The sequence below is a fragment of the Thalassobacillus cyri genome (assembly GCF_900107755.1).
In the GTDB taxonomy this organism is placed as follows: domain Bacteria; phylum Bacillota; class Bacilli; order Bacillales; family Halobacillaceae; genus Thalassobacillus; species Thalassobacillus cyri.
Genome location: NZ_FNQR01000023.1, coordinates 1 through 13,476 on the forward strand (window position 1 = coordinate 1; position 13,476 = coordinate 13,476).

The window sequence follows — 13,476 nt, forward strand, 5'->3', positions numbered from 1 at the left end:
CCACGGAAAGCGAGTGATTTCACGGACCTCCAACCGCTCACCACCGTAACGGAAACGGTTTATCTCGAAACTGAGTCTTCAATAAAAGGGAGCTTTAACTGTAAAATCAACAGTATTTTATACAACAGGGGGAGTATGATGAAAAAAGTCCTTTTGACAGTGGTTTTATTCACTATTTTGCTGGCCGGTTGTACTTCTGAGGAAGAGAAGCTTGTGGATGAGCTGAAGTCAAATGTAGAAGGCAAATATAATGTGGTTGCCTTTAAAGATGATATGCCATCAGAAGCGTTCCAGTCTCTTATTAATGAAACCTTTACCATTGAACAAGAAGAGGTATGGGAAGCTACCGTTAATTCGTTTGAAATTTTAGAAGAGATTCCAACTGAACCTTATGATTACGGACAAGCATTGAATATCACTCAATTACCTGAATTTATTGTTTTTGACACCGAAGGGATAACCTATCGTACTAATGACATCAGAGCTCTGGAAGCATTTTTCGTTAAGAATTTTAGTCACTGAAAACCGCTGAAGGCCATTTTGCTTTAGGAAAGAAAAGCTCAGAGCTAAATACTCTGAGCTTTTTTAATCATCTTAAATTTTATAGTTCCATCGGATGATTCCTGCTTCTTTAGCCGAATTAAAGGCGATTAGGATTAAAGGTCCTAAAATAAACCCCATGATCCCCATTAATTGCAATCCGAGGAACATTGCAATCAAAGTTGCCAGCGGAGAAAGCCCGATATGGCGTCCCATCACTTTCGGCTCGACGGTACGGCGAATAGCAAGTAGAAGGATCGCTAAAATTGCCAATTTTGTTCCTGACACGACATCACCCGCCAGGTACATATATAACGACCATGGAGCTAAAATGACGATAGATCCAATGATAGGGATGAAATCGATCGCCCAAATGATCAGTGACATGATTACCGCAACTTCAGGTGATATAAACAGCAAACCGATCAAGGTTACAATAAAAATGATGATACTTACCAGGAATTGCGCTTTTAAAAATCCGAATACCACATAAGACAAACGTGCATTCATGAACTTCACTTTTTCCGAAGTTTCTTCCGTCATATGCTCGTATGCGTTCTCTTTCAATCGTGGCATTTCCAGCATAAACAGGAAAAGCGCGATCAAATAAACTAAAAAACTGACTAGATATTCCGGGATTTTTGCAAACACTTTCGTAATGTTTTCGATCGTTAAATTATTCGTAATCGTTTCGCTCAGGTTCTTCACGTTACTTTGCATTCCTGCTGTTATCTCTGAAACAAATTCATCGGGAAGATCCTGGGCATATCGATCGATGCTTTCTTCCCAATCCTGCACGATCAGATTTACTTCTTTTACGTAAGTAGGAGCATTTTCCGTCAAGTGAGCCACTTGTGTAACGGTTTTTGTAATGATGAATGTTCCTAATATGCTGATCAGCAGCAAAAAAAGTAAAAAGGTTATGATAACGGAAAGTTTTCGTTTCATCCGAAATCGAAATTGCATCATACGAATGGCTGGGTTAAGAAACAGTGCTGTTACGAAAGCTGCGATCAAAGGAACGGAAACGGGCAGCAGAAAATAGGCCGCGATAACAAATAGTACAGTTATAATAATCAAAATCCATTGTCGTTTTGTAAGGTAGCGGAACAATTTAGTTATGTATCTCCTTTCCTAATAACACCTATACTTCAAAATATAGCAAAATAGAGGCATTTTGAACAGTCATGCAGGTTAGAATGTAATAAAAAACCGCAACCTATCAACTAGGATGCGGCAGCGGCAGAGGTTCAGACTACTTCTTGATGCTTTTTGATGTCTTCTGCAGCTTTTGCGACTAATTTATTGGCACGATCGATCAGGTCTTGCGAGAAACCTTCCTGCTCGCCATATTCCACTCCATGTGGATAATAATGACGTCCTAGAAGCGGAGGAAGCATTTTGAATACGCCTGTCCCTGAATCAACTTCCCCTTCGATCGCATACCCTTGGATACGTACATAATAAGTAATGTTCTTTTCAGGTGAGCCGATTTTGTAATCGTAAGTAACACGCTCATAGTCCCATTGACCTCCGCGGATGAATCCCGCTTTGTTCAATATATGATGGAGCGGCTTTTGTTTGATGACTAATCCTTCAATCCCTGTAGCTTCCAGTTTCATTTCAAACACCTCGCAAAAATTGTATGTAGTTAAGCTTATCATAGTATGAAATCAAGCATGATGCAATTTATTATACTATAAATCCTCACCTGTTGCATGCAAACTTTCTTCCTTTTTGGATAAACTACCTGTTGAATGGGCAGGATTATCTGTCTCTTTTAAGTATAAAGGAGGGTACACAATAATGAAAACAGTACGTGAGGTCATGACTGGAGAGGTTTCTGCTTGTACAACGGATGATCATTTATTCGATGCCGCTACTATGATGAAGGAAAGAAATGTTGGTGCGGTGCCGGTATGCGGAAGCAACCAGGAATTGCTCGGGATGGTGACAGACCGTGATTTGGTTATCCGTGGATACGCCAATAAAAAGCCTGGTTCTACGCCGCTCCAGGAGGTAATGAGTGACAAGCTCTATCATGTAGCTCCTGATGCAACTTTGCAGGAAGCTAGTAATGTGATGGCTGAACATCAGGTTCGTCGTCTTCCAGTCGTCGAACAAGGCAAGCTTATTGGAATCCTGTCACTGGGAGATCTATCTTTAGAAGATATGTCTGATGAAGCGGCAGGAAGAGCTCTGGGAGAAATATCTGAACGCCCGGAATTGCACTAGTCTAAGTAAAAACGGTTCTGCTATGGCAGGATCGTTTTTTCTTTTTTTATTCCACCTGTCGCTTAAAGCCCCTTAAGCTCGTATGACATAGTCATAAATAGTTGCGGCTTAGACTATACTGATGATAAAAATAGAGTAGCATCAACTAGAAACAGCACGAGATTAAATAAGGGAGAGAAGCCATGAACTTCATTCGCTTCATTGTACTGATTATGCTGGCTGCTGGTATCTACCTGGTAGTAACGGGGGATTTCGCTGACGAAACGTTGGAGGAAGGCCTGGAAAAAGGTAAGGATGCAGCCGAAAAACTAGCAGAAATATTTGAACAGGAAGAACCAGAGGAACCTTCCTCTGAAGATATGTCCAAAGAAGAAAGCTTATCTTTGGAAGGGGATATGTATAAATGGATCGGCAAGGATAAACAAGCACTCCTGGACACTTATGGTGAGCCACAGCGAAAAGATCCCAGTGCCTATGGCTACACGTGGTGGGTATATAATACGGATCCTGAAAAGTACCTTCAATTCGGGATAGAAGACGGGAAAATATCTACCTGGTTTTTAACTGGTGCTGACGCTGCCGCGGAACCGCTTACCATTGGGGATGATTATCAAACGGTAAAATCACAGCATGATTTTACGAAAGAGGTTACGTATAAAAAGGGTATTGAACAATATACATTCATCTTATCAGAGGACGACCTTGCATCGAGACCTTTGGTTCAATTGAGTGACAGCGTCTATGCCCAGTTGTATTTTGATACATTTACCGATCAGCTTTCCTCTATCAGGGTGATGAATTATGAAGTGCTGTTAAAACAACAGCCTTATCAGGTTTCTTATCGCGGAAAGCTGCCGAAGTCTGTAGTTATAGAAGAAGAGTGGGAAGCGATCGAGACGGCGAGAGAAAAACAGATATTTGATATCACCAACCGCTACAGAATCCGTTTCGGTAAAGAGCGGCTGGAATGGTATCAACCAGTTGCCGAGGTAGCCTTCAAACATAGTAAAGATATGCGTGAAAATAATTATTTTTCCCATTATACACCAGAAGGCATTGGCCTCCAGGAACGGCTGAAAGCAGATGGTGTCACCTATTCAAGTGCAGGTGAAAATATCGCGGCTCAATACCCGGATGCTGCTGCAGCCATGGAAGGTTGGCTCAATAGTGAAGGACACAGAGAGGCATTGCTGCATGATCGCTATTCCCACCTTGGTGTAGGGGTGTATAAGGATTATTACACGCAGAATTTCCTAGTCCCTCGATGATCCTTCGAGAATGCTGGAAAAATAAAAAATCGAGCGATGCCATTCACCGGAAAGCCGTGCAAACTGACCGGTCTCGAACTTCGCTTGCTCATGACTTGGGCAGGCGGGTTCTTTTTTTATTGCTTTTATCCTGCCTCTTTTACTGTCCACCCAAAGTTCAGTAACGGACAGGTAGAGATCCTGATAGTATTTTTCTTGATAGGCAGCTGTACGTACTATCGTTCCTTCCAGCACGGCTGCTTCATTGGTCTTTCCCATATCAATCCATTCATTATAATAGCTTTCACGCTCTTTTTTTGTACGACGGTAAAAATAAAAAATCAGGATAGGGATGACGATCGATGCGATAAACATCAGATTCCTCCTTGCTTTAGGAACAAATTCACAACCCTGGCATAGGCTATTACCGGGGAATACTTGAAGTAAAGGGGTGCAGCATATGGATAGAAACAAGCTTCATCCAAGTGTTGAACAGTTCCGTAACTTTGTCAATGACCATCCGAAATTGAAAAGCGAGTTGCGTAATGACAGAAAGAAGCTTCAGGAGTATTATGAAAAATGGCTTCTACTAGGAGAAGACGATCCGATTTTTGATGATTATCGAACTGCTGATGGTGAAGGTGAAACAAAGAATAAAAGTAGTGATAAAAAAGAATGGATGAACCAATTTGTCCAAATGGTCGATCAAGTCAACTGGGATAATATCAATGGCCATATTCATCACCTGAACGGTGCACTTGGAAACTTACAGACACTGGTGAAGCAATTCCAGGAAATGAAAAGCTCTTCTAAAGGCAATCATTCCAATAATTTTCCGTTTTTAAAGGACTGAGGTACCCATGCAACCTGAGAATTATCAATTTTTAAAAGCTAATGAAGAGCGGCTGGCTTTCATCCGGCTCAACCCGGAATGGTATCGGAAACTTGCCCGTGAACCCGGTCATCAAGTACAGTTCGATAAAGAAATGAAACATTTCTTTGGAAAAACGCCGATCCAACGTGTGGAAAAGGTCGGAAACCAGCTGCAGATGGTAAATATGCTGATTCAAATGGCCAAGGTGATGAAAGAAGAATAACCATCGTGCATTTCTTTATCTTTCCACATTTGTTATGATAAAGGTGGAGGTGAAACAAATGCTGGCCACGATAGAAATTGTCGATGTGTTGGATTCATCCGAACATATCGGGCAAATGATATTGCAATCGGATGTCATGGATGCGTATCAAACTGCTAAAAAGCAGTTGGAAGAAGATGACGAGGCACAACGCCTGATCCGTGATTTCCAAAAAATCAAAGATCAATACGAAGATGTGCAGCGGTTTGGTCGTTACCATCCTGACTATAATCGGATAATGAAAGAGGTTCGTACCGTTAAACGGGAAATGGACATGAATGAAAAGGTTGCCTCCTTCAAACTAAGAGAGCGGGATCTTCAAAAACTCCTTGATGAAGTGAGTCAACATGTGGCCTTCAGTGTTTCCGAGAATATCAAAGTACCTCGTGATGGCATGGCCCTGACGGACAGCGGCTGTGGCTGCGGTACTGGCGGCGGTTGTGGGTGCGCTTCCTGATTCACAAAGGATCGGTGAACCTTATACAATCATCACATAGATTGCCGCAACAGAACATTTTACGCTGAGGGACCAAAAAACGGACCCTATACACATAGAGCGCTTGACTTTTGCGAACGTAACTCATCGCAAGGGTCAGGCGTTTTCCTTTCATGGCAGATGCTGCTGCCCGTTTCAAAAGGTCTTCGACTTCGATACGGGACGTCTCTTCCACAGGCTTTATATATACAAATGGGAGACCGGTATAGGTCTTTACTATAAACTTCTCAATGATGTCTGCCTGTTCCATAAATGCGATGAATTTCTCCCATGCGCGTTCATGATCCGTCATACCGTCCCTCCTCTGGAAAGCCACTTTTATTCTATCCTATCTTTCTGTTCAGACATTTTCAATGGACAGCTGATATTTAGAACAATTGCCTGAAAATTATAATTCTGATACACTTGCTGTAAATGCCTATAAAAGCGAGGAAGCAAATATGAACGTGCAACGACAAGGTATGGTCATTTATTTTCAGCACATGAAAAATTTAAGACAAATAAAAAAGCATGGACATTTAATCTATGCATCCAAAAAAAGCAAGTATGCGATCCTTTATGTAGATAAGGAGCGTCATGAGGAAACGATGGAAAAACTCGAGCGTTTCCCATTCGTCTCGAAAGTCGTCCCTTCCTATAAACCAGAAGTCAAAACAGATTACGAAAATGCAAAACCGGATAAAGCAAAGCAATATGACTATAAAATGGGGATATAAAAAAGCCAGTCCAAAGACGGACTGGCTTTTTTTATTTTGGTCCTGTTAAAAATATCAGTATTGATTTTACAGTTAAGCTCCCTTTACATGAAGACTCAGCTTCGAGAGAAACTGTTTCCGTGATGGTGGTGAGTGTTTGGAGGTCCGGGAAATCACTCGCTTTCCATGGGCGTACGGTGAGCTTCCTCGGGCTAAAGCCCTGCGGGATCTTACCATGTACTATTTACCCATAGGACTTTGAATAATCAACATCTGCCTATATTTTAAAATTAGATTAACAACATGTCGCTTCTAAATGACCATTGGTGTTAAAGAGAGATCAGGCTTAGATAAAAAGACGAATGGAGCATTAGCTCATCGGTGGGATATAACGGTTCATTCGGAGAATACCGATCAGATGCTGGTAATATAAAGCTGTTTCATAAAATTCATCAGATGGTTTTACGGTCAGTGGAATGATCGATTTTTCCAGGCGTTCTGCCAGAGCTTCAAACATTTCATAACGCTGGGTTTTCTTTTCTTCCGGATCCGGTACCCCTTCCCGGCATATATAAATCGGCTGAAATTTATCGATACCGGATGGTTCCAGGACAAGTGCCAGGGAAACAACTGGCTGCGCCTTTTTAATTGTCGCAAATGTCATCACATGTTTGACCCGTTCCGCCATATGATCACCGATATCAATCAACTCGTATAAATCAGATGTTCCTTCTCCCAATTCAATGAATTTCTGGTTCATCTATTTGCCCCCTCACTTTATGTATTGTACTTTCGCATTAACTTTAGCATGGAATAGCAAAGATGTGAACGTAAAGAAAATACCTTCCTGGATAGAGGAGGGGGAAGGGATATAAAAATAGGGCTGTCCGGCTATTGCATGCAGACATCGCCATTCGGCATATATCCACAAACGCATAAGCGGACAGCCCGTCTTTTTGTTTCCGATTTGGAGAAACAAAAAGCAAAGGGAGAGGAGAAACCGGAGGAAGGCTTATGGGGATGTAAGCCTTCTCCGTCTTCTAAAGCAGTAAGCCATTGCCTCCTGCTTCATTGGTTATTATGAACCCTTCCTTTTAAATTTATACAACATTCTTCATGAATTATTTGTTTAAAAAGGAAGTTTCACGAAAAAGACAGTTTGTGGTAGGATAATGGAGAATGATTCGACTACTGATAGCCAACGAGCAAGCTATTTTTTTGAATCGACTTGATAGCTGTCTGTAATAGAGGAGGGGAATACATATGAGAGTGATTGCTGGTGAACATAAGGGAAGACAACTTCGCCCGGTCCCCAACCGGCTTACCCGGCCAACCACGGATAAAGTGAAGGAAGCGCTGTTCCAAATCATCGGTCCCTTTTTTGAAGGTGGCCAGGCGCTTGATTTGTTTGCTGGAAGTGGGGGGTTAGGAATCGAAGCGATCAGCCGTGGTATCGACCATTGTGTCTTTGTCGATAAGCACCCAAAAGCCATTCAGACGATCTATGACAACGTGAAAGCTCTGAAACTGGAAGAAAAGACAGAAGTGTTTCGTACTGATGCTTTCAGGGCGATGAAGGCAGCAGGGAAACGTGACTTGAGCTTTGATTTGATATTCCTTGATCCTCCATATAAAAAAGTTTCCTATGAGAAGCTGGTCGAGGATATCAACGACCATCAGCTGTTGAAAGAAAATGGAATGATCATTTGTGAGCATGATGCTGATGAACACTTGCCTGAACAGCTGGCAGGTATTCCACTTTTCAAACATGAAATCTATGGTGGTACGATTGCCATCAGTATATACCAGTAAGGAGGATATAGCATGACACGACTTGCCATTTGTCCAGGCAGTTTCGACCCGATTACATATGGACATCTCGATATCATTCAAAGAGGTGCCAAAGTTTTTGACCATGTCATCGTCGCCGTTTTCAATAATCAATCAAAAGCCCCACTATTCGATGTGGAAGAACGAAAGGCACTGATTGAAGAAGTCACAAAGGATATTGAAAACGTTTCCGTTGATTCTTGCGGAGGATTATTGATGGAATACGCCCAGAGCAAGAACGCCCAGGCGATTTTACGCGGACTTCGGGCAGTAAGTGATTTTGAATATGAGATGCAAATCACTTCTATGAATAGAAAATTGAATGAAGAAATAGAAACCTTCTTCATGATGACCAATAACCAGTATTCCTTTTTAAGTTCCAGTATTGTCAAAGAGGTGGCAAAATATCAAGCTTCTGTTTCTGATCTTGTACCCCCGCCTGTTGAAGCTGCCTTGAAGGAAAAATACTTAGGTTAATGGTACGTAATAAAACCTGCCGATCGCATCAAGGCAGGTTTTATATTATTTAAAGCTGTGGGATGCTTTCAGTTGTTTCCAAAGGATGAGACACCCTGTCATCAGGCTTGCAATCGTTATCAACGGACCATAGTAGGATAACTGCTCTAAAAAATTCATCGCCCAATTCTGAGCTCCTATCTTTGATAGAACCGGCACTGCCCCTGACGACCCTTCTGATTGTGATAAGTATAAGGGATGAAAAAGCAAGATACATAATACGCTTGCAAATACCCCGTGCATCAGGCGGCCGATAAAATAGGGAAGGAAACGTACATCCGTTTCGGCAAGTATGCTTGCTACTTGAGCCTGAACGGAAAAACCATTGAACCCCAGGATGAAGCTGACTGCAATAGCTGCATAGAGCATTTCTGTTCCCGATTGCGAAATCATCTGAGACCCCATGGTAATTTCCATCAGTCCTGAAAAGATGGGGATGCTTAACACTTCTGGCAATTGAAGCAGCATCAATAGAAGACTGAAGCTGGCGGCAATGACTTCGGTGATGCCAGTGACGAACAATAGTTTGTTCAAAACAGAAAATATGATGATGAAACCACCAATCATCAACAACGTTTGCAAAGAAGATAAAACAGCATCACCGAACAATTTTCCGAAAGGGCGCTCGTCCTTAATACGAGTTTTATGAAGTTCGCGGAAGGCGCGTTTCAGGGAAAAGCCTTCTGAACTTTTTTTGGTGGTGCCAGTGTCTTTTCGACAGTAAAAGCGCATCACAAGACCGACCATCGTATTACCAGCATAGTGGCTTGCTGCAAGCAGAATGCCAAGCGAAGGATCATTGAAAAAGCCGACTGCGATAGCTCCAAAAATAAATAAAGGGTTGGAAGCGTTCGTGAAGGAAACAAGCCGCTCAGCTTCGATACGGGATAATTGCTTTTCCTGACGAAGCCTTGCTGTTATCTTGGCACCTGATGGATAGCCGCTCGCCATCCCCATCGCCCATACGAAGCTCCCTGAACCAGGCACATTAAACAAAGGGCGCATGATCGGTTCGAACAAAACACCGATGAACGTAACCACCCCGAAACCGATCATCAATTCAGAAATGATGAAAAAGGGCAGTAGGGAAGGAAAAACGATTTCCCACCACATGTTCAACCCCCGGATACTGGCGGATAAAGCTTGGTCTGGGTATTTGATTAATAATATCGCGAAAACAATGGTGAATAGGGCGAGGATGAATGATTTTACTTGTGATTTCATGTCCGCCTCCTTAAGAGAAAAAGCATTCAGATTCCTGTACTTCTATTTTTATACGTAGTAGAATGTTTACAATTAAGACAAGCATACGTTCGTCTTTTAAAGATATGCACATAGTGCCTTCAGATATGCCATAAAATAGATGTAAATACCATCAGGGAGAGATCATAAGTGAAGCGTCCAACAATCGGTCTGGCTTTAGGTTCAGGTGGAGCACGAGGCTTTGCGCATCTGGGTGTGTTGAAAGCCTTGCATGACCACAACATTCCTGTCGATTTGATAGCAGGCAGCAGTATGGGGGCGCTGGTAGGCTCTTTTTATGCAGCAGGACAGAAAATCGATGATTTATATAAGCTTGCAGCTACTTTCAAAAGAAAGTATTATCTGGATTTTACCGTTCCAAAAATGGGATTTATCCAGGGGAAAAGAATCAAAGAATATATCCGTTTGTTCACCTACCATAAGAAAATCGAAGAATTTGTAATCCCAATGGGTGTGGTGGCTACTGACCTTTATGCAGGTACGAAACGGGTGTTCATGACTGGAAACGCCAGCGATGCGGTACGTGCGAGTATCAGCATACCGGGAATTTTCGTGCCTGAAAAAATAGACGATCGCTTGTACATAGATGGCGGTGTCATTGATCGGGTTCCTGCCTCGGTAGCTAAAGAAATGGGTGCTGATATGGTAATTGCTGTAGACTGCGCTCAATTCAGCGGTGATGCTGATATTAATTCTATTTATGATGTCATCACGCAAAGTATTGATATCATGCAGGATGAGTTGGTCACCCACTTGGGAGTATCGGCAGACATCATGATTCAGCCGGATGTATCCCGTTTCAGCACCAGAGCATTCACGGACATTGAAGAAATCATCAAAGAAGGGGAGAAAGCTGCAAAGGCCCAAATCAGTAACATCACGGGTCTTTTGGCCAATTGGAAGGAGTCTTAGCATGAGATTAAGCAGGCGTTATATTATCACTGCAGTCATAACTATTTTATTAGCTTTATTTTTAGGCGGCTACCGGTTGCCTTTTTATATTTATAAGCCCGGAGGAGCAGAAGAGCTCAATCCTGTGGTGCAGGTAGAAGGAGCTTATGATAGTAAAGGGGAAATGCACCTTGTAACGGTAAGAGGAGGGCAGGCGACACCGATCCAGTATCTGTTAGCAAAAGTCAGGCCGTTCCATCAAATATATCCACTGGAAGATATTCGTCCCGAAGGAATTTCAGAAAGTGAATATTATCATGCTCAGCTGCAAATGATGGAAACATCGCAGGAAGCTGCACAGGTTGTAGCCTATGAAGCGGCGGGTAAGGACATAGAAATCCAGTATCAAGGTGTTTACGTGATGAACTTGCTGGACGGGATGCCCGCGGAAGACGAATTGAAACCAGGTGACCGCATCACCAGAGTTGATGATAAGAAAGTCACACAATCCAGTGATTTAGTAGATTATGTAGATAAAATGGGAGAGGGAGAATCGGTAAAGCTGACCATCGAACGGGATGGAGAGGAAATGGTCAAGGAAATTGAACTTGCTCCTTTTCCGGATCAAAAAGATAAAGTTGGGGTCGGCATTACGCTTGTTACAGACCGCAGTGTCGATGTTAATCCAAAGGTGAAGTTCAAAAGTGGAGAAATCGGAGGACCAAGCGCCGGTTTAATGTTCTCCCTGGAAATCTATGATCAACTAACGGAAGAAGACATTACCAGAGGTTATAAAGTAGCTGGAACAGGTGAAATATCCTATGAAGGCGAAGTAGGAAGAATTGGGGGAATCGATAAGAAGGTGGTAGCAGCTGACAACGCTGGTGCAGATATTTTCTTCGCCCCGAATGATGAAGGAAAAAAAGGGTCCAACTACGAAGTTGCCCAGAAAACAGCACAAAAGATAGAAACAGACATGGACATCGTTCCAGTCGATACTTTCCAGGATGCACTGGACTATCTGAACCAATTAGAACCAGGCGAATGAAATATAAAGGAGCTGAGCAACATTTGTGTTGCTCAGCTCCTTTTTGATTGGCTATGAATCAAGTGGCGCTTACGCTTGTGGTCTATTATTTGCATGGATACGAATCGGTGGCTGGAGTTCCTGCTTTATCATTTCAGCTTTCAGGGGTGTTGGCAGCACACTATAGTAAGCATTAGCCGCTCGTTCATCCACCTCTAGAAGCGGTTCATCCAGCTGCTGGATTTGATTGATGAATGGAACATCCGCATGCTTTCGTACTTTTTTTAGATATTCCTGACCAGTAGCATTCATTCCAAGTATTCTTACATAAGGTATTTTTTCTAATGATAGAAGCGGTTGAGCTTCTTCTACTGTGGTGTTACATAAAATATGGGTAAACATACGCTGCAACCGCGTCCACGTATACCGTTTTGTTTTCATACCTTCCATTAATTCCTGAAACGAATTTGCTTGTTTAGCTACTCGTTTCAAACGGTTTTCCAGCCCTTCTTCGACAGTATGGATCTTTCGTAAATCATGCTTGCTCATTGTCAAAATACGATAGTGTAAAAATGGGAAGTAATAATCCCAATGGTGCCACATACCGGTTTTGCGCCTATAATCAAGCAGCATATGTTGGGTACTTTCAGGCAGCGTCCAGGCGGCTTCTTCAGTCATCTCCCCGTGCCTCAAAAGCTCCTTCCGAATGCTAGTTGCGCTTGCGATATTCCCGGTAATATTCTCGTCATGGTAATCGTTATTGATCCGCTGGATTGTCGTTGCCTTAACTTCAGGAGCATAGTTCATCAATTGTTTGACATAACTAAAACCGAGGATATTATTCGGTTTCGATAAGTCCACTTCCCCTTCGGTAAGGCCTATCGATCGATAAGCAGACCTTGCTGCTTCCGGGAATGAATTCCCTGCGGATAAACCTTCGTGAAGGTAAGCATCAAATGTTTCCTGGTATTCGTGGTAGACATCAGCTGCTTCTGTAAAGCTTTCGATATTTCCATGTTCACTTCCGAAGCATAAAGCGTCAATACCAAGTTCTCTTAATGTCAGTATTGCCCCTTTACTGAATAGGTCGCTGTGCTCGATGGCAAACATGGCAGGCAGCTCGACTACTAAATCAATCCCCGATTCAAGTGCTGCCCGGGCTCTGGACCATTTGTCGGTGATGGCAGGTTCGCCTCGTTGCAGAAAGGGTCCGCTCATGACTGCAATCATACAATCAGCATCCGTTTCTTGTTTTGATTGTTCTAAATGATGGAGGTGACCATAATGAAATGGGTTATATTCGACTACCAGTCCGCATGCTTTCATTAACACCGTTCCTTTCTTAAAAATTGGTTCTGTTAAAAGCTGTTGTTGGGTTTCCATCAGAGGCTTATTAAATTATAGGGCCGTATAATGAAACACTCGATTCCGAGATGTTTTGGGTCCGTTCTCGAGTCAGGAGTAAGGGCGGCTGGGAAACGGTTCGCTTTCCTGTGGGGGAGCTGGCAAGCCTCCTCGGTCGTTTCACGACCTGCGGGGTCTCACCTAGCACCTTCTCCCACGGGGGTCTCGCCGTTTCCCAGCCACCCTATCCGTTTTT

Annotated in this window: 18 protein-coding genes; 11 read left to right on the forward strand and 7 right to left on the reverse strand. The window is 42.8% G+C overall.

The window, feature by feature from the left end; genetic code table 11:
• Positions 1-522, forward strand: a 522-nt coding sequence (locus tag BLV00_RS19340; protein WP_218131913.1) for a hypothetical protein, incomplete at its 5' end; no start/stop codon positions are given.
• Positions 523-594: 72 nt separating this feature from the next.
• Here the strand turns inward: BLV00_RS19340 and ytvI are convergent.
• Together ytvI and BLV00_RS19350 are read right to left on the reverse strand one after the other, a co-directional pair.
• On the reverse strand, positions 595-1,653 hold the full coding sequence (ytvI, locus tag BLV00_RS19345) for a sporulation integral membrane protein YtvI (RefSeq protein WP_093046592.1): 1,059 nt from the start codon (positions 1,651-1,653) through the stop codon (positions 595-597).
• A 137-nt stretch (positions 1,654-1,790) separates the two neighbouring features.
• Entirely contained in the window at positions 1,791-2,162 is a 372-nt protein-coding gene (locus tag BLV00_RS19350) for a YugN family protein (RefSeq protein ID WP_093046593.1), read from the reverse strand.
• Positions 2,163-2,346: 184 nt separating this feature from the next.
• Here BLV00_RS19350 and BLV00_RS19355 point away from each other — a divergent pair, with 184 nt between their 5' ends.
• Positions 2,347-2,775, forward strand: coding sequence for a CBS domain-containing protein (locus BLV00_RS19355; protein ID WP_093046594.1), 429 nt, complete (start codon positions 2,347-2,349; stop codon positions 2,773-2,775).
• 182 nt (positions 2,776-2,957) lie between these two features.
• Positions 2,958-4,043: a CAP domain-containing protein gene (locus BLV00_RS19360; RefSeq protein WP_093046595.1), complete on the forward strand. Its 1,086-nt coding sequence runs from the start codon at positions 2,958-2,960 to the stop codon at positions 4,041-4,043.
• Here BLV00_RS19360 and BLV00_RS19365 read toward each other — a convergent pair.
• Entirely contained in the window at positions 4,029-4,397 is a 369-nt protein-coding gene (locus BLV00_RS19365) for a hypothetical protein (RefSeq protein WP_093046596.1), read from the reverse strand. The genes BLV00_RS19360 and BLV00_RS19365 overlap by 15 nt on opposite strands.
• A gap of 85 nt (positions 4,398-4,482) precedes the next feature.
• On the opposite strand from BLV00_RS19365, the gene ylbD reads away from it, so the two are divergent.
• Genes ylbD through BLV00_RS19380 form a run of 3 tightly spaced genes read left to right on the forward strand, consistent with a single transcriptional unit; the run spans position 4,483 to position 5,615 of the window.
• Positions 4,483-4,875, forward strand: coding sequence for a spore coat protein YlbD (ylbD, locus tag BLV00_RS19370; protein ID WP_093046597.1), 393 nt, complete (start codon positions 4,483-4,485; stop codon positions 4,873-4,875).
• A 7-nt stretch (positions 4,876-4,882) separates the two neighbouring features.
• The gene (locus BLV00_RS19375) at positions 4,883-5,119 is read left to right on the forward strand and encodes a YlbE-like family protein (RefSeq protein WP_093046598.1); all 237 of its coding nucleotides are present in this window, start codon (positions 4,883-4,885) and stop codon (positions 5,117-5,119) included.
• A 58-nt stretch (positions 5,120-5,177) separates the two neighbouring features.
• On the forward strand, positions 5,178-5,615 hold the full coding sequence (locus tag BLV00_RS19380; RefSeq protein ID WP_093046599.1) for a YlbF/YmcA family competence regulator: 438 nt from the start codon (positions 5,178-5,180) through the stop codon (positions 5,613-5,615).
• Position 5,616: 1 nt separating this feature from the next.
• Here the strand turns inward: BLV00_RS19380 and BLV00_RS19385 are convergent, their stop codons facing one another.
• Positions 5,617-5,946: a hypothetical protein gene (locus tag BLV00_RS19385; RefSeq protein ID WP_093046600.1), complete on the reverse strand. Its 330-nt coding sequence runs from the start codon at positions 5,944-5,946 to the stop codon at positions 5,617-5,619.
• Between the two features lie 148 nt (positions 5,947-6,094).
• Between BLV00_RS19385 and BLV00_RS19390 the strand changes: the two genes are divergently transcribed.
• Positions 6,095-6,370, forward strand: a complete 276-nt coding sequence (locus BLV00_RS19390; RefSeq protein ID WP_093046601.1) for a YlbG family protein — start codon at positions 6,095-6,097, stop codon at positions 6,368-6,370.
• Between the two features lie 349 nt (positions 6,371-6,719).
• On the opposite strand, the gene BLV00_RS19395 is transcribed toward BLV00_RS19390, so the two are convergent.
• Complete coding sequence (locus tag BLV00_RS19395) at positions 6,720-7,109, reverse strand: DUF7147 family protein (RefSeq protein WP_093046602.1); 390 nt, start codon at positions 7,107-7,109, stop codon at positions 6,720-6,722.
• 503 nt (positions 7,110-7,612) lie between these two features.
• Between BLV00_RS19395 and rsmD the strand changes: the two genes are divergently transcribed.
• Positions 7,613-8,161 carry a 16S rRNA (guanine(966)-N(2))-methyltransferase RsmD gene (gene rsmD, locus BLV00_RS19405; RefSeq protein WP_093046604.1) on the forward strand — a complete coding sequence of 183 codons (549 nt, stop codon included), beginning with the start codon at positions 7,613-7,615 and terminating at the stop codon, positions 8,159-8,161.
• 12 nt (positions 8,162-8,173) lie between these two features.
• Positions 8,174-8,656 carry a pantetheine-phosphate adenylyltransferase gene (gene coaD, locus BLV00_RS19410; RefSeq protein WP_093046605.1) on the forward strand — a complete coding sequence of 161 codons (483 nt, stop codon included), beginning with the start codon at positions 8,174-8,176 and terminating at the stop codon, positions 8,654-8,656.
• Positions 8,657-8,701: 45 nt separating this feature from the next.
• Here the strand turns inward: coaD and ylbJ are convergent, their stop codons facing one another.
• Positions 8,702-9,919, reverse strand: a complete 1,218-nt coding sequence (gene ylbJ, locus BLV00_RS19415; RefSeq protein WP_093046606.1) for a sporulation integral membrane protein YlbJ — start codon at positions 9,917-9,919, stop codon at positions 8,702-8,704.
• Positions 9,920-10,087: 168 nt separating this feature from the next.
• On the opposite strand from ylbJ, the gene BLV00_RS19420 reads away from it, so the two are divergent.
• Together BLV00_RS19420 and BLV00_RS19425 are read left to right on the forward strand one after the other, a co-directional pair.
• A complete protein-coding gene (locus BLV00_RS19420) occupies positions 10,088-10,870 on the forward strand; it encodes a patatin-like phospholipase family protein (protein ID WP_093046607.1) in 783 nt (260 codons plus the stop codon).
• A gap of 1 nt (position 10,871) precedes the next feature.
• Positions 10,872-11,897 carry a SepM family pheromone-processing serine protease gene (locus BLV00_RS19425; protein ID WP_093046608.1) on the forward strand — a complete coding sequence of 342 codons (1,026 nt, stop codon included), beginning with the start codon at positions 10,872-10,874 and terminating at the stop codon, positions 11,895-11,897.
• A gap of 69 nt (positions 11,898-11,966) precedes the next feature.
• Here BLV00_RS19425 and BLV00_RS19430 read toward each other — a convergent pair whose 3' ends face one another.
• Entirely contained in the window at positions 11,967-13,259 is a 1,293-nt protein-coding gene (locus tag BLV00_RS19430) for a nucleotidyltransferase (RefSeq protein ID WP_245729025.1), read from the reverse strand.
• Between the last annotated feature and the right edge of the window lie 217 nt (positions 13,260-13,476).